Source organism: Cupriavidus sp. LA-1 (assembly GCF_055385985.1).
Genome location: NZ_AP031388.1, coordinates 1455475 through 1478016, shown reverse-complemented (window position 1 = coordinate 1478016; position 22542 = coordinate 1455475). Strand labels below are relative to the sequence as shown.

Genomic DNA, 22542 nt, shown 5'->3' with positions numbered 1-22542 from the left:
CCGGGCTGCGCCGGCAGCGCTGCATGAGCGCGCGCCGGCGCGCCAGGTTTCCCGCTCTGGCCTGACACCCGGCCAGGGACAGCAAAAAGCCGGCATCTGCCGGCCTTTCGCTCTTCAGGCTTTTGCTCCCGCGCTAGGCCCGCTTGGCGTGCGCGCCTCCATACTGGTTCATGTAGCGGTACTTGCCGAAGTGATAGTGGGCACGGTACCAGCGCCCCTCCACCTTCAGGCCGTTGAAGATCACGCCCTTGATATCGCTGCCGGCCTGCACGATCGCGCGCCGCGTGGCCTTGAGTTCCGATGCGGTGCTCGCGTCCGCACGGGCCACCAGGAACACCGCGGCCGCCTTGGTTGCCAGCACGCCGGCGTCGGAGGTGGCCAGCACCGGCGGCGTGTCGAGCAGCACCACGTCGTAGCGGTTCCTGAGCGTTGCCAGCAGCGTATCCATGCCACGGGTCTGCAGCAGGTCGGCAGCCAGCGGCGGCTCCGAGCCGGTCGCGATGAAGTCCAGTCCCGGTACCACGTCGCGTTGCAGCACCTGGTCCAGAGGCGTGCCGGTCAGCAGCTCGGTCAGGCCCGGCACCCGCGGCTTGCCGAAGTGGTGGTTGAGGCCGCCGCGCCGCAGGTCGGCATCGACCAGCACCACGCGGCGCCCGGCGGTGGCCAGCACGGTGGCGAAGTTGGCCGAGATGAAAGACTTGCCGACTTCCGGTGCCGCGCCGGTAATCACCACCACGTTGTTCCTGTCGCTGTTGAGCATGGCAAACTGCAGCGCCGTGCGGAAGCTGCGCAGGCTTTCCACGGCGGGGTCGTCCGGCATGCGCCGTGCCAGCAGCTTGTCGGCATCCGGTCCGCTGCGCAGGCGTTCCTGCTGGGCGCTGTAGGGCACCGTTGCGTATACCGTCATGCCGGTTTCGCGCTCGATCTCATCCGCATCGGCCACGCCGCCGTCCAGCAGGCGTCGCAGCACCACCACGGCAACCCCGGCCAGCAGGCCCAGAATCACGGAGGCTGCGGCGATCAGCTTGCGGTTCGGCTTGGCCGGGCGGATCGGCACCTCGGCCGGGTCCACCAGGCGCGCCGTGCCCACCTTGCTGGCACGCACCAGCTTGAGCTGCTGCACGTCGTTCAGCAGCGACTGGTACATCTCGGTGCTGACCTTTACGTCGCGCATCAGCCGCAACACGTTCTGCTCGACATCCGGCAAGCGCTGGATCTTGGTGCCGACGGCGCCGAGCTGCGCGTTCAGGTCGGCAATCTGCTTGTCCATGATCTCGATCGCGGGATGGTTCGGGGTGAAGCGCGTAATCAGCTCCTGGCGCTTCTGGTGCAGTTCCTGCAGCTTGGCCTGCGTCGCCACGGACTGCGACAGGATCAGCTTGGATTCCTCGCTCAGGTCGATGGTGCCGCGCTGGTTGCGCATGGTGTTGTAGCGCGTCTCGGCGGTTTCCACCTGTTGCTTGAGTTGCGGCAGCTGTGCTTCCAGGAAGGTCAGCGACTTCTCGGCTTCCGCCCCCTTGCGCGCCTGGTTCTGCTCGACATACGCGTAGCCGATTTCGTTCAGGACAGCCGCCGTCTTGTCGGCCGAGACGCCTTCAAGCGACACCCCGATGACGCCGCTTTGCTTGCCGCGCTCCGTGATGACGAGCTGGCTCTGCAGGTCCGAGATGGCGACGGCGCGCGGCAGGCGCGTGACGTCGAAGATCGCGCCCGGGCGCCCTTCGAGCTCGCTCACCGTGATGGTGACATTGCCGCTGGCGGTGGCCACCGTCAGCGGCATGCCGACGGTTCCCTCCGCGATGGTGTCGTCGCTGGCGAACGCCAGCCGGAACTTGCGGTTGCCCAGCGCCGTGACGGTGATCAGGCGGCGCTCCATTGCCGGCGGCACGTCAAGGCGCGATACGGCGATCGCTTCGCTGCCCCACGCATAGCCGCCCTTGCCAAACAGGCCGGGCTGCGACAGCTCACGGTTGAAGCTGGCCAGTGCCGCGCCCACGACGGGGAAATAGCGCGGCGACGCCGCGACGTCGAGGTGCAGGGCATCCACGGCCTTGCCCACCACCATGCGCGAGCGCAGCAGCTCGATCTCCGCCGAAGGGGCCGGCTTGACGTCGTACACGGGCGAGACGGCGGCGCCTTGCTTGTTGTTGCCGCCGCCACCGGCATTGTTCTGCTCCTCGACCTGCACCAGGATGTCGGCGCGGAACACCGGCTTGGACAAGAAGGCAAAGAGCAGGCCGGCCGCCATGACCGCCGCGGCGACCAGGAGAAAGGTCCAGCGATAGCGGACCAGCACGTCGACATACGCAGTCAGGTCCACCGCTGGCTCGTCTGCTTCCGGTGTCTGTTCCTCGTAGTCACGCAGATGCTTGATGTTGCTCATGTTGCCTCCCCGTAACGGGTTGCCTGTGCCTCGGATTGAATCCTTGCCGCCCACGACTGGACGCCCTGCCGGATCAGGCCCAGCACGATCACGAACATGGCCTGCGAGCAGCCATAGGGGTCCGGGATGTCCGCCTGCTCGGCTTCGCACAACCGGTGAGTCTTGCCGCGCGCAGCCGGGAACTGCGCCTCCAGCCATTCGCGCTGCTCGTGGTCCATCACCAGGACCAGGTCGGCGCCGGCCACCATGCCGGCATCCAGCTCACGCGTGCGGTGCGCTGCGAGGTCCAGCCCTTCCTTCGCCAGCAGCCGGATCACGCGCGGGTCGGCACCCGCGCCGACCGGCGGCGCCAGCCCGGCCGAGGTGACGCTGCATGCGGGCAAGGCCTGGCGCAGCAGGTCGGCGGCCATCGGGCTGCGACACCGATTGCCAAGGCAGACCACCAGGATCGAGCGGATCATCGCGGCGTCGGTTGGTTCCAGGGTCAGCGGCTGCAGCATGGCTCAGGGCTTGGCCAGGCCGCCAATGCCAACCACCGGCTGCACCAGCAGGCTCATGACACGGCTCCAGCGCACCACTTCGCGCGCGTCCACGTACACCACGTCCTTCGGTTCGAGCTCGAAGCCTTCGGCAATCGCCAGCGCAACCGGCGAAGTGCCGTCGAGGTGGTACACCTTGGGCGCATCGTTGGCCATCCTGCGGATCACGTAGATCTGTTCGGCGTTGGCCGAAGTGGGGTTCACGCCGCCGGCATCGCCGAGGGCCTCGTTCAGCGTCATGCGCCCGTTGCGCATCAGCAGCGAGCTCGGCTTGACCACTTCGCCGGTGACGAAGATCTTGCTGTCCTCGCGCTGCTCGACCCGCACGATGTCGCCGGAGCGCAGCAGGATGCGCGCCGGGTCGACGCCCTTGGCCAGCATCGCGGGGATATTCACGTACCAGCTGCGGTCGCCGCGCGTGACGCGAATGCGGCTGTTGTCGCCAGTGGTGTTGAGCACGCCGCCGGCGCGGTTCAGCGCTTCGACCAGCGTCATGGCCGCGTCGTCGATGGCCAGCATGCCGGGGGTCCTCACCTCGCCGTCGACATAGACGCGCTGGCTGCGAAAGCCCAGCACGCGCACTGTCATCTGCGGGTTGCGCACCACGCGCGAGAGCACGCGCGCCATTTCGTCGCGTACCTGATTGGCGGTCTTGCCCGAGACCTTCATCACGCCGGCATAGGGGAACTGGATATCGCCGTTGGGACTGACGACATAGCCCGGCATGTTCGATCCGCCAGTCGACGTCGGGATCTCGAAGGCCGCGCCGATGCTGTAGGTCTGCGTCGGGAACACCAGCTCGGGGTGGTCCCAGACCACCACCGATATGATGTCGCCGGGGCCGATCACGTAGGGTTTCGCCTTGCCAAAGAGTTCCTCGACGTGGTCATTGGTGGGCTTGGATTTGGCGCGCATCTCGCGCACCAGGTCCATGGTGATGGGCGTGATGTCAGGCTTCGCATCCGGCCCGACCGCGTTCACGTTCGCGCTGGGGTTGAAGTACATCCCCGGAGCGGCGCAGCCCCCCAGCAGCAGGGCGGCGCCAAGCATGGCGCACAGGCCCGGCAGCGAGCGGGACCAGACATGATGGTTGGCGCGGGTGAGGCAAGCAGTGCGGCATTGACTGGTTTCCACGACGTTCCTCCTGCACATTGGGGCTGGGTCCGTTTCGGGCACGGCATGCCCCCGATGCTCCCAGCCTATGGCTGCGTGGGGCTTCGGATCGGTGCGCTCTCGCACACTCTCGCAAGCGACCCGGGTGGTGTGCCGCGCACTGCCCGGGGGGAGCGGCGCGCACGGCTCAGGCCTGCGGCCGGCGTCGGCCGATGGGCCGCGCAGGGGTGCCGCCGTACACGGTCCACGCCTCGCGCAGTGGCTTGGTAACCACCGAGCGTGGCGCGATCACGGCGCCCTCAGGCAGTGTCACGCCGGGCGAGATGAACGCTTCGGCGCACACCCAGACATGGCGCTCCAGCGTGATCGGCGATGCGATCAGCTGGAAGGTCTCGCTGTTGTAGTCATGGGACCCGGTGCACAGGTGCGAGCCCTGCGAGACGATGGCGTAGTCGCCAAGCGTGATCGGACTGATGTTGTAGAGCGTTACGCCATCCGCGACGGCTGTGTGGTCGCCCATCACGAGGTTCCATGGCGCCCATACCCTGGCGGCCGGGTAGACGCGGGCATCGCGGCCCAGCCTGGCGCCAAACAGCCGCAGCAGCGCCGCGCGCCAGGCGTGCATCGGGCGCAGGCTGGGCCGGAACAGCCACAGCCACACCCAGTTCCATAGCTGCCGGCGCACCCGGTTCGACAGCGTAAAGGACGGACCGGACGTGCGGTGGGTTTGCTGGATGATCATATGGGGCGACCCCGGACGGCTTGCATTGCGGCCATGCTCGCCCGAAGCGGCCCGCGCATCAGTGCGCCGCGCCACAAAACGGGGGCGGCCTGGCGCGTGCGCCAGCGCACGGAAATGCACGCGGCCCCGGCGCATGCTGCATGCACACCCGCTTGCGCAGGCCTGCTGCCAACGCGTGCGCGCCGGAACCATGACCAGATGATGCAACCATTGCTTCCACGCGGCACACCAGGCGTCCTGATCTACAGCGCCCCATTCCATCCCGCGGTCGGCGGCATGGAGCGCTTTGCCGAGGAACTTGCAACCGGGCTGACAGAACTTGGCTACCAGGTCGAGGTGGCCACGCGTACGCCGGCCGCGCCCGGCGATACCAACGCGTTCCCGTTCGCCGTGACCCGCATCGGCGGCAGGCTCCAGTTGGCCCGCGCGATGTTGCGCCACCGGCGCGTGCTGTTTGTCGGCCTGACCTTCTACGATGTGATGCTGGCGACCGCGCTGCGCCGGCGCATCGTGCTGACGCATCACGGCCCCTACACCGTCTATGGCGACACGCGCCGGGCTTATGCCGGCGCCATCAAGCGCTGGCTGACGCGCTTCTACGATGGCATCTGCGTGAGCCAGTACCTGGCCGGGTGGTTGCCGGGCAAGCCGCTGGTGATCCACAACGGCTATCGCGATGAGCTGTTTGCGGGCTCGGTGCCAGCCGCCGCGCGGCCCGCGGGGAGCTTTATCTTTGTCGGGCGCCTGGTGACGGAAAAGGGCGTGGACCTGCTGGTGCGCAGCTTTGCCCGGCTGCACGCAACGCGGCCGCAGGCGCGCCTGACCATCGTCGGCGACGGGCCGGAGCGCGACGCGCTGTCCCGCCTTGCGGCCGGGCTGGGGTGTGCCGAGGCGGTGCACTTTGCCGGCAGCCAGCCGCCCGCGGCCGTGGCGGCGATGCTGGGGCGGCATCAGTGCCTGGTAGCGCCGTCGCTGGGCTACGAGTCCTTCGGCATCGTGGCACTGGAAGGCCTGGCCGCCGGCTGCGAGGTGATCGTGAGCCGGCGCGGCGGCCTGCCCGAAGCTGTCGGCGGCTTCGGCTGGATCGTCGAGCCGGAGATCGGGCCGCTGCATGGGGCGATGGAAGCGGTGCTGGCGGGCCAGTCACGGCGCACCGAACCCGGTACGCGGCTGTTCCTGCGCGAGCATGAGCGCAAGGCCGTCGCGCGCCGCTACGCCGAGGCCATTGCGCGGTTCACGCAGCCTCCGCGCGGGCCCTGGGAAAACGTGCCGCTCGGCACGGAGAAGCAAGGCCCGGGGGCCGGCCGCTAGGCTTCACGCCAGCGGTCTTCATGCGCGGTCAGGCATTTGCGCAGGAAGCCCAGCATGCCGGTGCCGCAGAACACGCTGATGCGGGGCAGTCCGAACGGGTCGTCGCTGGCGCGGGCCAGGCCGCGCGCTGTGATGGTGGCGTTGGCGTAGCCGGCGTCCCGGACCATCAGCCGATGCGAGGCATCCTGGCTGCCATATGGGTAGCAGAATGCCGTCACCGGCACGCCGAGCAGCTGCTCGAGCTCTTCCTTGGAGTGTGCGATCTGCCGGCGCGCCTCGGCCGGCGCCATGCGGCGCAGGTCCACATGGTCAAGCGTGTGCGAGCCGACTTCATGGCCGGCCTGATGCCACTGCCGCATCTCCGCCACGCTCATCAGCGCCGCGGGCCGTATGCCCAGTCCCCGGTCCCAGACATTGCTGCCGGACATCTGCCGGGAGACGAAGTAGTTGGTCGCGGTGAAGCCGAGCGCATCCAGTGCGGGCATCGCGTACTCGTACACATTGCGGAAGCCGTCATCGAAGGTGATGCCGAATACCTTGCCGCTGCGCTCGCCGCGCAGGTATGGCATCAGGTCGCGCATGCAAAGGCCGCGATAGCCCAGCCGGTGCATCAGCCGCATCTGGCGGCGAAAGCGCGCCGGCGGCACCCACAGCCCTCGCCCGGGCGAGCGGCGTGGCGGCGGGGCGTCAATCTGGTGATACGTCAGGATTGGAATCGACATGGCGAGAGCACGAAAGGCCGCGGGCAGGCGACCGCCAGATGGAAGCCATTCTGGTGCAGTGCATGGTGGCACTCGGTGCGCTGGTTCACATAGCCTTGCCGCGGCAACGCCGGACGGTGCGGGTGTGTGGCAGCGAACAGAGCCTGCGGGCCGCCCGGCTCATGCTTCGGGCACGTGGACTTGTGGTCCCACTTGCCATTGGCACCTGTTCCCGATGACTGGCACGGGGACGTTGGTGCAAGGCACAAAGCGGGCATAAGACGCGGATTCCGGAGATCGCCCTGCACCATGAAATTGCTGCACGTCATCCCCTCCATCGACCCCGCCGGGGGCGGTCCCATCGAGGGCATCCGCCAACTGCGCCGGCCCCTGCGCGAGCGCGGCGTCGACGTTGACGTCTGCTGTGGCGATGCCGCCGATGCCCCGTTCGTGCGCGGCAGCGAAATGAACGTGGTTGCGCTGGGTCCGTCCTCGATGAAATACGGCTTCAACCCAAGGATGCTGGCGTGGCTGCGGGCGCATGCCGGGGACTACGACGCCGTGCTGGTCGAAGGCCTGTGGCAGTTCCATGCGCTGGCCACATGCATTGCGCTGCGCGGCGCCACGGTGCCCTACTACGTCTTTACGCATGGCATGCTGGATCCGTGGTTCCGCGAGCGCTACCCGCTCAAGCATGTGAAGAAGAGCCTGTACTGGCTGCTCGGTGATTACTGGGTACTGCGGCAGGCGCAAGGCGTGCTGTTCACCTGCGAGGAGGAACAGCGGCGTTCACGCCATGCCTTCTGGCCCTACCGCTGCCGCGAGCTGATTGCGGGATATGGCACCGCGCAGCCTCCGTCGGATGGGCCCAGGTTGCGCGAGGTGTTCCTGGCCGCGTTTCCCGCATTGCGCGACCAGCGCATAGTGCTGTTTCTCGGCCGTATCCACGAAAAGAAGGGCTGCGACCTGCTGATCGAGGCGTTTGCCGACGTTGCCGGCGCCGATCCGCGCCTGCACCTGGTGCTGGCGGGCCCGGTCGATGCGGTGCTGCGCGAGCGCCTGAAGCGGCTGGCCGCGCGCCATGGGCTGGATCGGCGCGTGACCTGGGCCGGGATGCTGTCGGGCGAATTGAAGTGGGGCGCCTATCACGCTGCGGAAGTCTTCAGCCTGCCCTCGCACCAGGAGAACTTTGGCGTTGCCGTCGCGGAGGCGCTGGGCTGCGGCGTGCCGGTGCTGATCTCCGACAAGGTGAACATCTGGCGCGAGATTGTCGCGGACGGGGCCGGCCTGGCCGGCGCCGACACCCGTGCCGGCACCACGGCATGCCTGCAGCAATGGCTGGCGGCGGATCCGGCCGGGCGGGCGCGCATGCGAGCGCAGGCGCAGGACTGCTTCCGCCGCCGCTTCGAGGTGCAACAGAGCGCGCAGCGGTTGCTGGAGATCATCGGCGGGCAGGGTGTGGCGGCTCCGCCGGCGCGCGATGCGCGCGAGCAAGCGGGCGAAAAGGCCCTGGGCCCCACCCGGGCCGGCACGCCATGAAAGTGCTCAGCGTCTTCGTCTATGCCGTACTGTCGCAGGGGCTGGGCGCCATCACCGGGCTGCTGCTGGCGCACTGGCTCAGCGTGGGCGACTACGCCATCTATACCGTGACAGGCGCGATCGTGGGCGCCATGTCCATCATCACCAAGGGCGGCATCCACTTTGGCCTGAACGCCATCCTGGGGCGCACGTGGCCCGACCGCGAGCGCGCCGCGCAGGCTACCCGGGCCGCGCTGGACCAGCGCAAGCGCATCTCGGCCTTCCTGTTGCCGCCGCTGCTGATCGTCGCCGGCGTGCTGATGTACCGCAACCACGCCACGCTGGCGCTGGTCGCCGCGCTGCTGCTGACGCTGCTGGCGATGTGGTATTTCGACATGCAGTCGCGCGTGGTGGACCAGGTGCTGCTGTTCGCCAACCGTGCGCCGGCGCTGCAGGCCATGGATGTCGGCTTGTCGGGCGCGCGCCTGCTGCTCTCATGGGTGGTCTATCTGCTCGGGCTGCAAGGCGCGCTGGCCGCCAGCCTGGTCAATACGCTCTTCGCCGGCTTGCGGGTGCCGTTCGTGCGCCGCTGGCTGCGGCGCGAACTGCCGGCGGCCGCGGCGGCACCGGTTGCCGAGGATCAGCGCTCGATCCGCGCGATCACGCGCCGGCAGATCCCGATGGATGCGTTCTACTGCCTGCAGTCGCAGTTCACCTTCGGCATCGTGGCCTACTACGGCGCCGCCAGCCAGACCGCGGCGATCGGCGCGCTGTCGCGCATCGGCCAGTTGCTGGTGCCGGTCAGCGTCGTGGTCGGCGCCTATGTCATCCCCCGCTTCGCGCAGGCACGCGAGCACGTGCTGCGCCAGTACGTGGGCTGGCTGTTGCTGGGCTCGCTGCCAGCATGCGCACTGGTGCTGCTGGCCTGGCTGTGGCCCAGCCTGCTGCTGCGCCTGGTCGGACCGCACTACGCCGGCCTCAACCTGGAGTTGCTGATCGCCTGCCTGGGGGCCGGCGCCTGCAGCATTGTCGGCATCGCATGGGAACTGCTGGCCAACCGCGGGCTGAATCATTTCAACTTCATGCAGGTGCCGGTGGTGATTGCCTGGTGCCTGGCCGCGCCGCATCTGCTCGACCTGTCCACGCTGGACGGCGTGCTCTGGTTCGAGGCCGGCCTGGCGTCGGGGCTCGGCGTCGCCGTGCTGTGCGAGCTCGCGGGTGCCATCCGCGCCGGACGGCTGTTGCCGCCGCCAGTGTTGTCAGTCGATGGGAGCCGCCCTTGAAGGTACTGGTCACCCATCCCGGCCTGCAGCATTCGCACCAGATGGCGCAGGCACTCTACGAGCAGGGCCTGCTCAGGCAGTACTGGTCCGGCGTGCCGGTGCGCGGCCCGGGCGAGCCGGTGCCGTGGTGGCTGCCGCCAGCCTATGGCGCCAAGGTCCGCGAAGTCGGCATTCCCCAGGCGCTGCGGCGCCATCCCTTGTGCTTCGCGGCCATGCTCAAGCTCGGCCTGCATCGCCGCATCGGGCTCAACCGTTATCTGGGCATGTCGAATTCGGCCTATGCGCACCGGGTCTTCCACCTGTTCGATGCCTGGGCGGCGCGCCGCATCGAAGCGCTGCGTCCGGACGTGGTGGTGGCCTACGAGAACTCGGCAATGCTTACCTTCGAAGCGGCCCGCCGCATCGGCGCGCGCTGCGTGCTCGATGCGCCGGCCGTGCATCGTGTGGCGGCAGCCGCCATGATGGATCTGCCGCCCGACCGCTACCAGGTGCAGATCGATGCGCGCAAGGACCGCGAGGTGGAGCTGTCGGACCTGGTCATCACCTGTTCCGAGTTTGCGGCGCAGTCTTATGCGGATGCCGGCGTGCCGTCGTCCAAGCTCAGGCCGATCCTGCTGGGGGCAAGCCCGCCGGACGATGTGCGGCGCCGGCGCACGCGTGCCGGCACGCGCTTCCTGTTTGCCGGCGGCCTGACCACGCTCAAGGCCGTCGACCTGCTGCAGCAGGCCTTTGCCATGGTGCGCGCGCGCGTGCCGGAGGCGGAGCTGGCCATTGCCGGCTGGAGTGCCGAGCCCGGGCTGGCAGCGGCGCTGGCCTCGACGCCGGGGGTGACCTTGCTCGGCGCCTTGCCGCAGCCGGTGCTCTACCAGGAGATTGCCGACGCCGATTGCCTGGTGCTGCCGTCCCGCTTCGATTCCTTCGGCATGGTGGTGGCCGAAGCGCTCGCTTGCGGCACCCCGGCGCTGGTGTCGGAGCGGGTGGGCGCGAAAGAGATTCTGCAGGAGTTCCCGCGCGCGGGCTGGATCGTTCAGGTCAGCGCGCAATCCTTGTATGACCGCATGCTGGAGCTTGCCACGGTACGCGCCAGCCTGGACGAGGCGCGCCAGTACGCGAGCCTGGCCGGGGAGAAGTACACCTGGGCAAGGTATCGCAGCGCCGCGGTCGCAACCATTGCGACGCTATGCTGAGCCAATCCGCCATACACCTGGGGCCGCCGGCGCGTTCGCGCAGCCGCCGGCGGGCACGCACCACCTTCGGCACCGTCTTCCTGATGGTGTTCCTGGTGGCCATCTTCGAAGGCGCCGCGCGCAAATGGGTGGCGGGCTCGCTGAGCCTGCCACTGGTACTGCTGCGGGATCTGCTGGCGCTCTACGGCATCTACTACGCGATGCGCTACGGCGGCTTCACGCCGGCACGGCGGCCGGCAGTGCGGCTGCTGCTGCTGTGGACCGGCCTGGTGTTCGCGTGGGGGCTGGTGCAGACCATCGCGGGCGACGGCACCCTCGCCATCATGCTGGTCGGCCTGCGCTTCTGGCTGCTCTATGTGTGGTTCGGCGTTGCCGCGGCGCTGCTGCTCGAGCCCGAGGACGTCGCGGCGATCTGCAAGACCACCCTGGTGCTGATGGTCCTGATGGTGCCCCTCGTGGTGCTGCAGCACTATCTGCCGCCCGGCAGCTTCCTGAACCGGCAGGCCGACGGCGACGAAGACAAGGTCTTTATGATGGTGAACGATATCGTGCGCACCACCGGCACGTTCTCCTTTACCCTGGGCTACACCACCTTCCTGGCGATCGCCACCCCGATCGCGCTGCAGTACGTGATCGGTGGCGGCGGCAAGCGGCACTGGCTGTATGCGCTGGTGGTGCTGGGCAGCCTGCTGATCAGCGCACTGGTGAGCGGCTCGCGCGCCACCGTGCTGCTGATGCCGGCCCTGTTCGTGGCGGCCGCGCTGTGCATGCTGGCCTTCGGCCGCGGGGCCGTGAAGCGGCGCGTGGTGGTCTGGGCCGGCATGGCGGTACTGGTCGGCGCGGCCGGCATGACCGTGTTCAGCGATTCGGTACAGGGCACCATCCAGCGTTTCCATGAAGCTGCCGAATACGAGGACTTCGGCGACCGCATGACAACGATCTTCCTCGGCGAGAGCGAAGCCTACGCCCAGCAAAGCCTGCTGGGGGCGGGGATCGGGCGCGGCAGCAACCTGGCAAGCTATCTCGAGCGCGGCAAGGTCACCTTCATGCTGTCGGAAACCGAGACCGGCCGGACCATCGAGGAAGCCGGCCTGCTCGGCTACGTCTTCGTGGCGCTGAAGCTCCTGGTCTGCATGGCCGGCCTCTGGCGCGCTTTCGGCGTGGCCCGCCGCACCGGCCGCTGCTTTGCCATCCTGCTCTGGCTGGTGGGCACGCTGTGCCTGATGTCATGGTCGCTGATCGGCCAGCTGACCACCAATGTGCTTGGCTTCCTCTTTATCGGCTTCACCATGGCGGTGACCCGGCAGGAGCGGCTGGAGGGGCGCAAGCGGCCGGACCGCCGGCGGGGGCCCACCCGCTAGCCGCGGGCGGCGGCTACACATCAACATCGATCTGCGAAAGGCGATATGAGGCTTATCCTGTTCGGTCATCCTGCCTATTTCGGCAGTCACAGCATGGACCGCTTCGCGGCCATGATCGCCGAGGGCATGCGCGAGCGCGGCCACGACACGCAGCTGTGGACGCCGCCGGCCGTGCTGGTGCGGCTGTCCGCGCGCCCGGGATTGCGCAAGTGGCTGGGCTATATCGACCAGTACCTGATTTTCCCCGCGCTGGCGTGGTGGCGGCTGCGCCGCGAGAGCGCGGGCGCGCTGGTGGTGCTGACCGATCAATCGCTGGGCATGTGGATGTGGCTGCTGCATCGCCGCCCGCACGTGATCCACTGCCACGATTTTATCGCCCAGCGCACTGCCGCCGGTGAATTCCCGGGGCGCAGCCTCTCGCGCAGCGGGCGCATCTACCAGTCGCTGATCATGCGGGGCATCGCCCTGGGCCGGAATTTCGTCGCGGTCTCGGAGAAGACTGCGCAAGACCTGCTGCGCTTGCATCCGGCGCCCGCGCCGCAGGTCCGGGTGGTGCACAACGGCCTCAATTACCCGTTTCGCCCGCTCTCGCCCGACGTGGCCATACGCCGGCTGCATGCGGCCAGCGTCGACGATATCCGTTCCGGCATGCTGGTCCATATCGGCGGCAACCAGTGGTACAAGAACCGCGAAGGCGTGCTGGCGCTGTACCAGGCGTATTGCGAGGCGGTTTCCCGCGAATCCGGCTCGCCGCGACAGTTGTGGATGATCGGGTCCGGGCCGACCCCGGCCATGCGCGAGCTGGCCGACAGCGCCGAGCGGCTTGGGGGCAGGGTGCGTTTCCTGCACGGCATGTCCACCGCGGCTGTCCACGCCGTCTATGCGCTGGCGGCGGTGCTGGTGTTTCCGAGCCTGGAAGAGGGTTTTGGCTGGCCCGTGATCGAAGCCATGGCGTGCGGCGTTCCGGTGCTGACGACGGCGCGCGCGCCGATGCAGGAGATCGGTGGCGGGCTGGCGCTGCTGATGGAGCCGATGGTGCCGGGGCAGGCGCAAGCCTGGGCCCGGCGCAACGTGGGGATGCTGCTGGATCTGCTGTCGTGGCCCGAGGCGAAGCGCGGCCAGCTGTCGGCGGACTCGCTGGCGTGGGCCCGGCATTTCTCGGCGGACCGGGCGCTGGACCAGTACGAGGCCATCTACCGTATCGCGCTGGCCCCTGAGCCTGCCGGCGCGGCCGCGGGGGCCCGGGGATAACGCAGCGTGCCGAAGCTGGCGGCCAGCGCGGCGGTAGGCAGAGCGGGCCGGATTCGCCGGTCCTCGCTATCGGATACTTAGCACCAGATCGCCCTTGGTCTTTCCCGCCACGATGGGAGAAACGGTATAGGTGTATCCACCCGACAGGGCAAAGGCGGCGAGCTTGAGGATTCTCGGCCAGCTTTGCTTGTATCGCTTGGCGAACTGTATCCGGAATGCCGATGCCCTGCCGCCGAACGCGCGAAGCAGCTGGCTGACGTCGAGGTCATCGTCCCAGCACTCGAATACCACCGCGGCGCTGATCTCCTTCGGAATGGTGCGCGCGATGGCATGAATCACGGTCGGTTCGTAGCCCTCGACATCGATCTTGATGACGCCGGAGGTCAGGCCGGCCTCCACGAGGCCGGTGAACAGATTCCGGAATACCTCGTCCGCCGCGGCGATCTGGATCTCCACCCGGAGATACTGTTGCGGATCGATGTGATCGAAGCCATCCTTGTGCGCCAGCGTAGCTGCCGAGTAACTGTTGTGCTCGTCGTCAATAAAGGCACCACCCCAGTTGTGACGGGGCACATTCAGGACCTTGCGTTCATTGGCTTCGCCCAGGCCGAATTCGTAGAGCCGATAGTCGGTGCCGGCCAGCGAAATCCGCGCGTTGACCCGGAGGATGGAGAAGCAATCCGGGTTGGGCTCGAACATGTGAACCTGCCGGAACTTGCCGCCTGACTGGCATGACGTTAGGCCGATATTCGCGCCGATATCGATCAGAAAATCGCCGTAGCCGGCATCCGCGTAGTGCTCGATGAAGCTGCGGACATGCGGCTCGTGGTTACCGGTGACTTGCGGCGCGGCGGAGATCAGATCGGCACCCCGGAGAAACAGGTTCTGGCTCTTGCGGGTCAGCTGCCTGAACAGCGCCAGCTGAATCTGCTGCAGCGCGGTGCTGAGGACCGATTGCTTGTACTGGTAGGCCTGGTGAGGATCGACTTGCATTGCAGCGCGCTCCTTTCGATATCAGACGACGTAGCCGCTGAACGTTGCATGGGGTCCGTGACTGGGCAGCCGCCAGCGCAATCTTGCTCAAGGATTATCAAAGCCGGGGCGGCCGGGGTCTGTACGGCATCGCACCCTGCCTCGGGCGCACCGGGCCTGGGCGCCAGCGTGGAACGTGGCGCTGCCTTCGTTCAGGCGACTGCCGAGGCGTCCGGCGCCGCGGAGGCTGACACCAGCTCCTGCAGCGCGGATTCCAGCCCCGACAGCACGGCGTCGCGGCCGAGATGCGTTTCGGCCCATGCGCGGCCTGCGGCGGCAAGCATGGCGCGCCGCTGCGGCTGGCAGGCGAGCGTTGCAATGGCATGCGCCAGCGCGCTGCCATCGCCAGGCGGCACCAGCACGCCTACGCGCGCCACCAGGCGGCCAAGTTCGGTATCGGGCAATGCGGTGGCAATGACCGCGCGCCGGCTTGCCAGCATGCCGGTGAGCTTGGAGGGCATGACCAGGTCGGCGGCATCGGCGCGCTGCGGCAGCAGGTGGATATCGGCCGCCGCCATCATGGCGTGGAACCGCGCCTGCGGCTGCAGCGGCAGGAAATGCACGCGCGCCAGGCCGGCGCAACGGTCCCGCAGCGCCGCACGGCCGCTGCCCTCGCCGCACAGCACCACGTGGATGCGCTGATGGCCCTGCAGTGCCTGCGCGGCGTCGCCCAGCACTTCCAGGCCCTGCTTGTTGCCCATGTTGCCGGCATACAGGGCGAGCACCGCATCGGCGGGAATCCCCAGCGTCCGCCGGAAGGCGTGCGCCGCGTCGGGCGATGCCTCGTGCAGGTCGGCCCAGTTCGGCAGCAGTTTCAGGCGCGAGTTGCTGACGCCCTTGGCGAGCAAGGCATCCGCCATCGCATGCGAGATGGTGGAGACCCGGTGGTAGCGCGTGGCCAGCGCGTGCTCCATGCGCGTGGCCAGCCGGCGCAGCAGCGGATGCCGCAGCACGCCCAGGGCGAAAGCGGCATCGACCTCGAGGTCCTGCACATGCAGCCAGGTCCTGGCGTGGGTCGCGCTGCCGAGCAGCAGCGCCGCGGGGCTGCACATCAGCGTGGGCTCGACGGCAAAGATCACGTCGGGGCGCCAGCGCAGTTGCGCCGCCAGGCATGGCAGGGTGGTCAGCGCAAAGCTCATCAGGTGCAGGATGCGCAGCAGGCCAGAGGGCTTGTGCGGCACCCAGATCGGCGCGCGGTAGACCGTGACGTGGTCGTGCATCTCGCGGCGGTAGCGCCAGGCGCAGTAGCCTTCGCCGACGCGCCAGGCGGGGTAGTACGGCGGCGCGCACACGACGCGCACTTCATGGCCGCGCGCGGCCAGCCATTGCGCCTGTTCGCCGGTGTACTTGCCGATACCGGTCAGCTCCGGCGCGTAGTTCTGACAGTAGATCAGGATCTTCATGGCAGCTCCGCGCGCGCGTTCCGTGGTCAGGCCAGCGCCGGCGCGACGCCGCTGGGCAGCATGCCCGTGCGGCAGGCCTCCTCGTACACGCGGCGCAGGCCGTCTTGCAGGGGAATCTGCGGGCGCCAGCCCGTGCCCATGATCGCGGCGCTGTCCAGCCGCTTGCGCGGCGTGCCGTCGGGCTTGTCGGCCTCAAAGCCGAGAGTGCCGCGATAGCCGGTGACCCGTGCCACCAGTTCCGCCAGCGCGCCGATCGAGATCTCGTCGTCGCTGCCCACGTTGAGAAAGCCCGCGGGGGCTGCCTCGCGGTATGCCGGCGCAGGCAGGGCCATCACGTGCAGGCAGGCGCGCGCGAGATCGTCGGCATGCAGGAATTCACGCAGGGGCCGGCCGGTGCCCCACACCGCCACGCGCGGGGTGCCGGCCAGGCGCGCATCGTGGAAGCGGCGGATCAGCCCTGGGATGACGTGGCTGTTCTCAGGGTGGTAGTTGTCGCCCGGCCCATAGAGGTTGGTCGGCATCACACAGCGGAAATCCGTGCCGTACTGCCGGTTGTAGCTGTCGCACAGCATGATGCCGGCGATCTTGGCGATCGCGTAGGGCGCATTGGTCGGCTCCAGCGCGCCGGTCAGCAGTGCCGCTTCGCGGATCGGCTGCGGCGCCAGCCTGGGGTAGATGCAGCTTGAACCGAGAAACAGCAGGCGCCGAACGCCGGCCTGCCACGCGGCGTGGATGACGTGCGTGGCGATGGCAAGGTTCTGGTGGATGAATTCCGCGGGATAGGTGTTGTTCGCGTGGATGCCGCCGACACGGGCGGCGGCCAGGTAGACCTCGTCGACGCGCTGGGCGGCAAAGAATGCCTGCACCTGCTGCTGGTCGCACAGGTCCAGCTCCGCGTGCGTGCGCGTCACGATTTCGGCCGCGCCGCGCGCGCGCAACGCGCGCTCGATGGCCGAGCCGACCATGCCGCGGTGGCCGGCGACAAACACGCGCGCACGCGGTGCGATGGCCTCGGTCATGGCGGGCTACTCGAGATGATTGAAGGCCTGGAACCCGGCCAGCCTGACCAGCGCGTCGCGCCGCGCGGTGGCGTAGTCGGCTTCGATCATTTCCCTGACCAGTTCCGCAAAGCCGGTGCGCGGGGTCCAGCCCAGGCGCTCGCGCGCGCGGCTGGCGTCGCCCAGCAGTGTTTCCACCTCGGTCGGCCGGAAGTAGCGCGGATCGACCCGCACCACGATTTCGCCCGGCTTGCACACCGGCGCGATCCTGGCGCCGCGGGGGTCTGGCTCGATATGCTCGACGATGCCGACCTCATCGACACCGCTGCCGTGGAACGTGATGGTGATGCCCAGCTCGCGCGCCGCGCGCTGCACAAACTCGCGCACGCTGTGCTGTTCGCCGCTGGCGATGACAAAATCCTCCGGCGCGGGCTGCTGCAACATCAGCCATTGCATCTCGACGTAGTCGCGCGCGTGGCCCCAGTCGCGCAGGGCCGACAGGTTGCCCAGGTAGAGCGTTGCCTGCAGGCCCAGCGCGATGCGGGCGATGGCGCGCGTGATCTTGCGCGTGACGAAGGTTTCGCCGCGCACCGGGCTTTCATGGTTGAACAGGATGCCGTTGCAGGCATACATGCCATAGGCCTCGCGGTAGTTCACCGTGATCCAGTAGGCATAGAGCTTGGCGGCGGCATACGGGCTGCGCGGATAGAAGGGCGTGGTTTCCTTCTGCGGAATCTCCTGCACCAGACCGTAGAGCTCGGACGTCGAGGCCTGGTAGAAGCGCGTGAGCTTCTCCAGCCCCAGGATGCGGATCGCCTCGAGCAGGCGCAGCGTGCCGACCCCGTCGGTGTTGGCGGTGTATTCCGGCTCTTCGAAAGAGACCTGCACGTGGCTCTGCGCGGCAAGGTTGTAGATCTCGTCGGGCTGCGACTGCTGCACCACGCGCACCAGGCTGGCGGTGTCGGTCATGTCGCCGTGGTGCAGTATCAGGCGGCGCTCCTGCGCCTGGGGATCCTGGTACAGGTGGTCGATGCGTTCCGTGTTGAAGAGCGAGCTGCGCCGCTTGATGCCGTGGACTTCATAGCCCTTGGCCAGCAGCAGTTCGCACAGGTAGGAGCCGTCCTGTCCGGTGATACCCGTGATCAGGGCACGCCGGATGCCGTTGCGCCCGCGTGGTGCGGAGCGTTCCGGCCCGCTAGCGGTGATATGCCCAAGAGTGTCCAGCTCGTTCGCGCCCATGGCTCTGATCCGTTAGCAGGTGTGGCGACTGTAGCGCCGCGGGCCGGCGGCGAACGTCTGCTACCCCACACAAGGACCCCGGGCCGACGTGGGCCCGGTGCACCGGATCAGGATTCGGGTCAGTGGATTAGTCCACTATTCGGTGGACCGGGTGCGCGATATCGGCGCCGCGGCATCGGCGCGCTCCTGGTCTTCGGGGCGGGCATGGTCCGGGGCGAGCCGCAGATGCCGCCAGAGCAGCTGCGTGGTCACCAGGAACGGTGCCACGCCGCGCCAGCCGGAGCGATGCAGGTGATGGCCGAGATTGTGTGGCAACGCCAGCATCAGGAACAGCGCTGCCTTGGTCGGGCGGTGCTGGCTGCGCCCGTACTGGTGCAGCATGGTGACCATGCGCGCGGCGTCGGCGGCGGGGCTGCCGGTGCACGGCGTGGGCCGCTCCGTGTGCAGGTGGTTCACCGCGCTGGGGACCAGCTCGATGTTGCACCCGTAGCCGTAGACGGCGCGCCCGGCGAGATCGGTGACGTCGTAGCCGGAGTCCAGGCGCTCGTCGAACGGCAGGTGATCCAGCAGCGAGCGCGGAAAGACGGTGCTGGACAGCACCACCGAGCAAAGCGGCCGCGAGCGCGAACCACGGCGCGACGAGTGGGGCAAGGGCTGTCCGAGAAAGTCATGGTGCTGCGGGCGCAGGCACTCGCCCTCGCACATGGCAATGCCGGTCAGCACCAGGGTGTCGGCGTTGCCGCCCGCGGCGACGCGGTAGATGAAATCGTCGGCCAGGCGCTCTCCCATCTGCTGCAGGAAGGTCGGCCCCAGCGTGGTGTGGTCGTCAAGAAACAGCACGTGCGAGCCGGTCGCCGCGCGCAGCAGCCGGTTGCGGTTGGCCGCGCCGCCGCGCCTGGGTCCTTCCAGGTAGGGGATGTGCTGGTACGCCGTGCGCATCAGCTCGCGGGTGGCGTAGTTGCTGCTGTCGTCGGAAACGATCAACTGGTGCGGCGGCATGGTCGATTCGGCGATCGACTGCAGTGTCTGGCGCAGGCCGTCCGGATGGTCGCGCGTGCTCACGCACACGGAAAAGCTGGGCAAGAACGTGCTGGCTGGCATGATGACCCCTCCCCGGCCGGCATTGCCGGCCCTTGCGCCGGCCCGTCTGCGCGGGCGCGGCGCGGCAAAGCACTCAGACTGCTGGCCTGACCGCCTCGCAGGGCGGTTCGTTGCGCCTTGGCGCCACCGCGGCGCCGGTACTGGATTCGCGCGTGATGCGTTCGTCGCCGCTGACCCACTCGAGCGTGGCGCCGCGCTGCAGGGCGGCATACACCGCCTCGCCCTTGTTGCGTACCTTCAGTCGCTGGTAGAGCGTGCAGGCATGGCTCTTCACGGTGGCCACCGAGATATTGAGCATGCGGCTGACCGTCTTGATCGGATAGCCGCGTGCCAGCAGCACCAGCACTTCATACTGGCGCGGCGTGATCTTGAGCATTTCAGCTTCGTCGTAGCCGGGTTCTTCCTCGGTCAGCGACACGGCATTGGCTGTTGCAGAGGCAGGCGCAGAGGCCGGCGAAGACAGCGGCTGGCCCGGCCTGAGGTCGGTCAGGTCCCGCACCGCGACGGCGGAGCGCAGTGCGGCGCGCGGGGTGCTGGCGCAGGCCGCCAGCGACAACGGCTCCCCCGGCAGGGGGGCCGGGTACGCGGCACTGAGCGGCAGCGGCGCGGACGAGGCAAGTGACTGCGTGGCCGGCATCGCCGAGCGCGATGCCGAGGGCAACGTGCCGGTCTCCGCGGCGAACAGCAGCCCCTGCACGCCCGACACCGCCATACGGATGGCAGCCTCGATCACCGCCAGCGAGGCGGACTTGGGCAGGCAGCCGCATACGCCGCGCGCGCTGTCCGCGGTGGGCACATGCAAGGGCAGGGTGTCGGCGAGGATGAGAATGCGCTGTGGCGCCAGCGCTTGCCGGGCCTGTTCCAGTTGCGCCCAGCCGGAACCGGTGTCGGTCGGCATGCCGAACACCAGCAGGTCCGCATTGTGGTGCCGGGCGTCCAGCCTGGCGATATCCGCGGGCACAATGGCGGCCACCGTGGCGGATTCCTGAATGTTCTCGAGCATCTGCAAAAGCCCGAGCCGGAGCAGCGGATGCTCCTCGATCAGCAGCGCGTTCATGGACTTCACTCCCCGTTTTTCCCGGGGGGCGGACTGCAGGATACTTTGCGTATGAAGGGCATGACAGGACCGCAGTCACCGAAGCGACCGGCGACTGGCTCTGTGGCTGACCCCCATGCTTCCATGCGCGGCGGTTCCGTTCTTCTGGTTGGAACTTGTCGATGGCTGGAAGGATGACCCCGAACCCGAACCCGGAAGATACTTACTCCTAAATCAATTGAAATTCATCTTATGGGCTGGGTGAATGGAATGCAAGCAGGTGGGGTGGGGATGTGTGAGGGTGGGAATGAACGGATATTAATAATCCTTTCAAAAATCACCGGAATGTGTCGTTCCATGTTCCGCAAACGCCGCGCTGGCGCCGTCCGCAGTGGTTTCACCGATGTGACATTCAGAATTTAATTGGTTGCAAGACTGAAACAGATTGGATTATCAATACCTCCAATATGGCGGTTTTATAACCCCATCGTGGGGTGTTGGCAATATCCCCCCCGCGGCGCTGCTCCAATTATGAAACGAGTGCGTGGGTCGTTGTTGTGAAATCAATCTGCCTGAATTTTCAGCAGCTAGGGCGCATGGCCTAGTGCTTCTGGATGAGGCCCGGCTGCCGCCGAGTATGAGCGCTGCGGCGCAGGCAGCACCGGCCGCGCCGGGCTTGCCACCAACCGCCGGAGGGCGGGGTGCAATCCCGGCGCGGCCGGCCTGGCATCACCGTATCCAGTGGCCAGGGCGCATGACCCAGCCGTGCGGGCCGCGCACCCAGCGCTCCGGCACATAGCGGTAGCCCACGCGCTGGGGCTGCCAGTAACCGCCGCGCCAGGCGTAGCGCCCGCCGGTGGCTTGCCAGTGGCCCGGCACCCACACCTGGCCGCGGCGCGCGGCCGGAAGTGGCTCATAGCGTGGCGGCGGGGGTGGCTGGCCATAGCCTTGGGCCACCATTACCGGTTGGGCCTCGGCAGGGGCGGTCAGTCCGAAGGCGCCGCCCGCGGCGAGGACGGCAGCAGCAAGCAGGAGTTGGCGTTTCATGTGGAGGCTCCTTTGGGCGGATGGATCAATCAGTAGCGGTCATAGTGGTAGCGCGGGGGCGGGCCCCCGCGCGGGGGCACCACGATGCAGGCGGAAAGCAGTGCGGCCGCGGTGGACAGCAGCACGACCAGGGAGAGGGCGCGTTTCATGGGGGCTCCTGGCGGGATCGCGTTGGACACGGCTTCAATGTAGCGGCCGGCCCCCGCACTGCGTGCTTGCACTTGTAAGGCTGTCTCACATGGCGTGGTCCCGCTGGCGAAGCCCTGCGAGGCGCGTGCGGCGCCTTGGAAACCCTTGCCTGTCAAGGCCTCGCGGGCAGGGTGGCGGGCCCGGCGCGTGGCCTGCGCGGGCCATGCCGGACGTAATGTGACGTTACACCGGAAATATTTCCCGCAAGGCGCCAGGGCGCGGGCCGGGTGCTGCACCCATTGGGGGCGGCCCCGCGGGGCACGCAGAAACAGGTACGCACGGACGGTGCGCGATGCCTCGGTATGGCGCGGCGATGAGCGCACAGGTACCGTTACGGTGCGTGCACGGACGCAATGCCGGCCGTTGGCAGTGGCATAAAGCTTGCGCCATGGGCTATACCAATCGGAAGTGGCCTCGTGTGCTTGAAGGAGGCGCCATGCCCGTCATGCTCATCGTGCTTGCCTTGCAATGGTTGCAGGGGCTGTCCCCACCCGCCGCGGCCTTGTTCGCGCTGCCGCAGGAGCTGGCGCCCGCGGATGCAACGGCCATTGTCGAGACGGCCGTGACACGCTGACCTGGCGGGGTAGCATCAACTCCCCGCGCCGTGGCAGACCGAGTGGTTTCATCCAACCCACCCCTGTCATGGAGGCAGCATGAACCGCAGCGAAGTCACCGACCTCATCATCGAAGCCAAGGTTACCCGCGGCATTACCTGGGCACAGGTGGCTGATCGTGTCGGCCGCAGCAAGGAATGGACAACCGCGGCATGCCTGGGCCAGATGGCGTTCGATGCCGCCGGCGCACGCGCAGTGGTGGAAGTGTTCGGGCTGCCGCCCGAGGCCGAGCCCTGGCTGCGCGAGGTACCGTACAAAGGTTCGCTGCCTGCCCAGGTGCCGGCCGATCCGCTGATCTACCGCTTCTACGAACTCATCAGCGTGTACGGCACCACGTTCAAGGCGCTGATCCACGAGGAGTTTGGCGACGGCATCATGAGCGCGATCGACTTCCGCATGGACCTGCGGCGCGAGCCCGATCCCAACGGGGACCGGGTGCGCATCGAGATGTCCGGCAAGTTCCTGCCCTACAAGACGTACTGACGACCTGCCGG

The 22542-nt window shown here is 68.0% G+C and carries 20 protein-coding genes; 8 read left to right on the top strand and 12 right to left on the bottom strand.

What is annotated here, in order from left to right; translation table 11 throughout:
* Nucleotides 1-133 precede the first annotated feature (133 nt).
* From ACZ5MJ_RS25940 to ACZ5MJ_RS25925, 4 genes are all read right to left on the bottom strand, one after another.
* Entirely contained in the window at nucleotides 134-2383 is a 2250-nt protein-coding gene (locus tag ACZ5MJ_RS25940; protein WP_464223775.1) for a polysaccharide biosynthesis tyrosine autokinase, read from the bottom strand.
* Nucleotides 2380-2883 carry a low molecular weight protein-tyrosine-phosphatase gene (locus tag ACZ5MJ_RS25935; protein WP_464223774.1) on the bottom strand — a complete coding sequence of 168 codons (504 nt, stop codon included), beginning with the start codon at nucleotides 2881-2883 and terminating at the stop codon, nucleotides 2380-2382. Before ACZ5MJ_RS25935 ends, ACZ5MJ_RS25940 begins: the two co-directional genes overlap by 4 nt.
* A gap of 3 nt (nucleotides 2884-2886) precedes the next feature.
* Complete coding sequence (locus ACZ5MJ_RS25930; RefSeq protein ID WP_464226612.1) at nucleotides 2887-3972, bottom strand: polysaccharide biosynthesis/export family protein; 1086 nt, start codon at nucleotides 3970-3972, stop codon at nucleotides 2887-2889.
* A 250-nt stretch (nucleotides 3973-4222) separates the two neighbouring features.
* Entirely contained in the window at nucleotides 4223-4777 is a 555-nt protein-coding gene (locus tag ACZ5MJ_RS25925; RefSeq protein WP_464223773.1) for an LbetaH domain-containing protein, read from the bottom strand.
* Between the two features lie 198 nt (nucleotides 4778-4975).
* Here ACZ5MJ_RS25925 and ACZ5MJ_RS25920 point away from each other — a divergent pair, with 198 nt between their 5' ends.
* Nucleotides 4976-6088 carry a glycosyltransferase family 4 protein gene (locus ACZ5MJ_RS25920; protein WP_464223772.1) on the top strand — a complete coding sequence of 371 codons (1113 nt, stop codon included), beginning with the start codon at nucleotides 4976-4978 and terminating at the stop codon, nucleotides 6086-6088.
* Here the strand turns inward: ACZ5MJ_RS25920 and ACZ5MJ_RS25915 are convergent.
* Nucleotides 6085-6810: a polysaccharide deacetylase family protein gene (locus ACZ5MJ_RS25915; protein WP_464223770.1), complete on the bottom strand. Its 726-nt coding sequence runs from the start codon at nucleotides 6808-6810 to the stop codon at nucleotides 6085-6087. The two genes, ACZ5MJ_RS25920 and ACZ5MJ_RS25915, sit on opposite strands and share 4 nt — an antisense overlap.
* A 288-nt stretch (nucleotides 6811-7098) precedes the next feature.
* On the opposite strand from ACZ5MJ_RS25915, the gene ACZ5MJ_RS25910 reads away from it, so the two are divergent.
* From ACZ5MJ_RS25910 to ACZ5MJ_RS25890, 5 genes are read left to right on the top strand one after another with little or no spacing between them, the layout of a single operon-like run.
* Nucleotides 7099-8328 carry a glycosyltransferase gene (locus tag ACZ5MJ_RS25910; protein WP_464223769.1) on the top strand — a complete coding sequence of 410 codons (1230 nt, stop codon included), beginning with the start codon at nucleotides 7099-7101 and terminating at the stop codon, nucleotides 8326-8328.
* Nucleotides 8325-9590: a hypothetical protein gene (locus ACZ5MJ_RS25905; protein ID WP_464226553.1), complete on the top strand. Its 1266-nt coding sequence runs from the start codon at nucleotides 8325-8327 to the stop codon at nucleotides 9588-9590. Before ACZ5MJ_RS25910 ends, ACZ5MJ_RS25905 begins: the two co-directional genes overlap by 4 nt.
* Nucleotides 9587-10777 (top strand): glycosyltransferase family 4 protein, encoded by a 1191-nt coding sequence (locus ACZ5MJ_RS25900; protein WP_464226552.1) that lies wholly within the window; start codon nucleotides 9587-9589, stop codon nucleotides 10775-10777. The genes ACZ5MJ_RS25905 and ACZ5MJ_RS25900 overlap by 4 nt, the downstream gene beginning before the upstream one ends.
* The gene (locus ACZ5MJ_RS25895; RefSeq protein ID WP_464226551.1) at nucleotides 10771-12138 is read left to right on the top strand and encodes a hypothetical protein; all 1368 of its coding nucleotides are present in this window, start codon (nucleotides 10771-10773) and stop codon (nucleotides 12136-12138) included. The genes ACZ5MJ_RS25900 and ACZ5MJ_RS25895 overlap by 7 nt, the downstream gene beginning before the upstream one ends.
* Nucleotides 12139-12183: 45 nt before the next feature.
* Complete coding sequence (locus ACZ5MJ_RS25890; RefSeq protein ID WP_464226550.1) at nucleotides 12184-13389, top strand: glycosyltransferase; 1206 nt, start codon at nucleotides 12184-12186, stop codon at nucleotides 13387-13389.
* A gap of 66 nt (nucleotides 13390-13455) precedes the next feature.
* Here ACZ5MJ_RS25890 and ACZ5MJ_RS25885 read toward each other — a convergent pair whose 3' ends face one another.
* The 7 genes from ACZ5MJ_RS25885 to ACZ5MJ_RS25855 form a co-directional block, all read right to left on the bottom strand.
* Nucleotides 13456-14382: an FkbM family methyltransferase gene (locus ACZ5MJ_RS25885; RefSeq protein WP_464226549.1), complete on the bottom strand. Its 927-nt coding sequence runs from the start codon at nucleotides 14380-14382 to the stop codon at nucleotides 13456-13458.
* A gap of 191 nt (nucleotides 14383-14573) precedes the next feature.
* Complete coding sequence (locus ACZ5MJ_RS25880; RefSeq protein ID WP_464226547.1) at nucleotides 14574-15824, bottom strand: WcaI family glycosyltransferase; 1251 nt, start codon at nucleotides 15822-15824, stop codon at nucleotides 14574-14576.
* 26 nt (nucleotides 15825-15850) lie between these two features.
* A complete protein-coding gene (locus tag ACZ5MJ_RS25875) occupies nucleotides 15851-16843 on the bottom strand; it encodes a GDP-L-fucose synthase family protein (protein ID WP_464226546.1) in 993 nt (330 codons plus the stop codon).
* 6 nt (nucleotides 16844-16849) lie between these two features.
* Nucleotides 16850-18061, bottom strand: coding sequence for a GDP-mannose 4,6-dehydratase (gmd, locus tag ACZ5MJ_RS25870; RefSeq protein ID WP_464226545.1), 1212 nt, complete (start codon nucleotides 18059-18061; stop codon nucleotides 16850-16852).
* A gap of 135 nt (nucleotides 18062-18196) precedes the next feature.
* Nucleotides 18197-19162 carry a glycosyltransferase gene (locus tag ACZ5MJ_RS25865; RefSeq protein WP_464226544.1) on the bottom strand — a complete coding sequence of 322 codons (966 nt, stop codon included), beginning with the start codon at nucleotides 19160-19162 and terminating at the stop codon, nucleotides 18197-18199.
* A 73-nt stretch (nucleotides 19163-19235) separates the two neighbouring features.
* A complete protein-coding gene (locus tag ACZ5MJ_RS25860) occupies nucleotides 19236-20219 on the bottom strand; it encodes a LuxR C-terminal-related transcriptional regulator (RefSeq protein ID WP_464226543.1) in 984 nt (327 codons plus the stop codon).
* A 708-nt stretch (nucleotides 20220-20927) separates the two neighbouring features.
* A complete protein-coding gene (locus ACZ5MJ_RS25855; RefSeq protein ID WP_464226542.1) occupies nucleotides 20928-21245 on the bottom strand; it encodes a hypothetical protein in 318 nt (105 codons plus the stop codon).
* A gap of 625 nt (nucleotides 21246-21870) precedes the next feature.
* Between ACZ5MJ_RS25855 and ACZ5MJ_RS25850 the strand changes: the two genes are divergently transcribed.
* Together ACZ5MJ_RS25850 and cynS are read left to right on the top strand one after the other, a co-directional pair.
* Nucleotides 21871-22008, top strand: a complete 138-nt coding sequence (locus tag ACZ5MJ_RS25850) for a hypothetical protein (RefSeq protein ID WP_464226541.1) — start codon at nucleotides 21871-21873, stop codon at nucleotides 22006-22008.
* A 79-nt stretch (nucleotides 22009-22087) separates the two neighbouring features.
* Complete coding sequence (gene cynS / locus ACZ5MJ_RS25845; RefSeq protein WP_464226540.1) at nucleotides 22088-22531, top strand: cyanase; 444 nt, start codon at nucleotides 22088-22090, stop codon at nucleotides 22529-22531.
* Nucleotides 22532-22542: the final 11 nt, after the last annotated feature.

Bases quoted from the DNA above. Each gene is read 5' to 3' on its own strand.
- ACZ5MJ_RS25905 (WP_464226553.1), top strand. From the start codon at position 8,325: ATGAAAGTGCTCAGCGTCTTCGTCTATGCCGTACTGTCGCAGGGGCTG.
- cynS (WP_464226540.1), top strand. From the start codon at position 22,088: ATGAACCGCAGCGAAGTCACCGACCTCATCATCGAAGCCAAGGTTACC.
- gmd (WP_464226545.1), bottom strand. From the start codon at position 18,061: ATGGGCGCGAACGAGCTGGACACTCTTGGGCATATCACCGCTAGCGGG.
- ACZ5MJ_RS25885 (WP_464226549.1), bottom strand. From the start codon at position 14,382: ATGCAAGTCGATCCTCACCAGGCCTACCAGTACAAGCAATCGGTCCTC.
- ACZ5MJ_RS25890 (WP_464226550.1), top strand. From the start codon at position 12,184: ATGAGGCTTATCCTGTTCGGTCATCCTGCCTATTTCGGCAGTCACAGC.
- ACZ5MJ_RS25925 (WP_464223773.1), bottom strand. From the start codon at position 4,777: ATGATCATCCAGCAAACCCACCGCACGTCCGGTCCGTCCTTTACGCTG.
- ACZ5MJ_RS25855 (WP_464226542.1), bottom strand. From the start codon at position 21,245: ATGAAACGCCAACTCCTGCTTGCTGCTGCCGTCCTCGCCGCGGGCGGC.
- ACZ5MJ_RS25875 (WP_464226546.1), bottom strand. From the start codon at position 16,843: ATGACCGAGGCCATCGCACCGCGTGCGCGCGTGTTTGTCGCCGGCCAC.
- ACZ5MJ_RS25935 (WP_464223774.1), bottom strand. From the start codon at position 2,883: ATGCTGCAGCCGCTGACCCTGGAACCAACCGACGCCGCGATGATCCGC.
- ACZ5MJ_RS25860 (WP_464226543.1), bottom strand. From the start codon at position 20,219: ATGAACGCGCTGCTGATCGAGGAGCATCCGCTGCTCCGGCTCGGGCTT.
- ACZ5MJ_RS25920 (WP_464223772.1), top strand. From the start codon at position 4,976: ATGATGCAACCATTGCTTCCACGCGGCACACCAGGCGTCCTGATCTAC.
- ACZ5MJ_RS25895 (WP_464226551.1), top strand. From the start codon at position 10,771: ATGCTGAGCCAATCCGCCATACACCTGGGGCCGCCGGCGCGTTCGCGC.
- ACZ5MJ_RS25940 (WP_464223775.1), bottom strand. From the start codon at position 2,383: ATGAGCAACATCAAGCATCTGCGTGACTACGAGGAACAGACACCGGAA.
- ACZ5MJ_RS25880 (WP_464226547.1), bottom strand. From the start codon at position 15,824: ATGAAGATCCTGATCTACTGTCAGAACTACGCGCCGGAGCTGACCGGT.
- ACZ5MJ_RS25915 (WP_464223770.1), bottom strand. From the start codon at position 6,810: ATGTCGATTCCAATCCTGACGTATCACCAGATTGACGCCCCGCCGCCA.
- ACZ5MJ_RS25910 (WP_464223769.1), top strand. From the start codon at position 7,099: ATGAAATTGCTGCACGTCATCCCCTCCATCGACCCCGCCGGGGGCGGT.
- ACZ5MJ_RS25865 (WP_464226544.1), bottom strand. From the start codon at position 19,162: ATGCCAGCCAGCACGTTCTTGCCCAGCTTTTCCGTGTGCGTGAGCACG.
- ACZ5MJ_RS25930 (WP_464226612.1), bottom strand. From the start codon at position 3,972: ATGCTTGGCGCCGCCCTGCTGCTGGGGGGCTGCGCCGCTCCGGGGATG.
- ACZ5MJ_RS25850 (WP_464226541.1), top strand. From the start codon at position 21,871: ATGCCCGTCATGCTCATCGTGCTTGCCTTGCAATGGTTGCAGGGGCTG.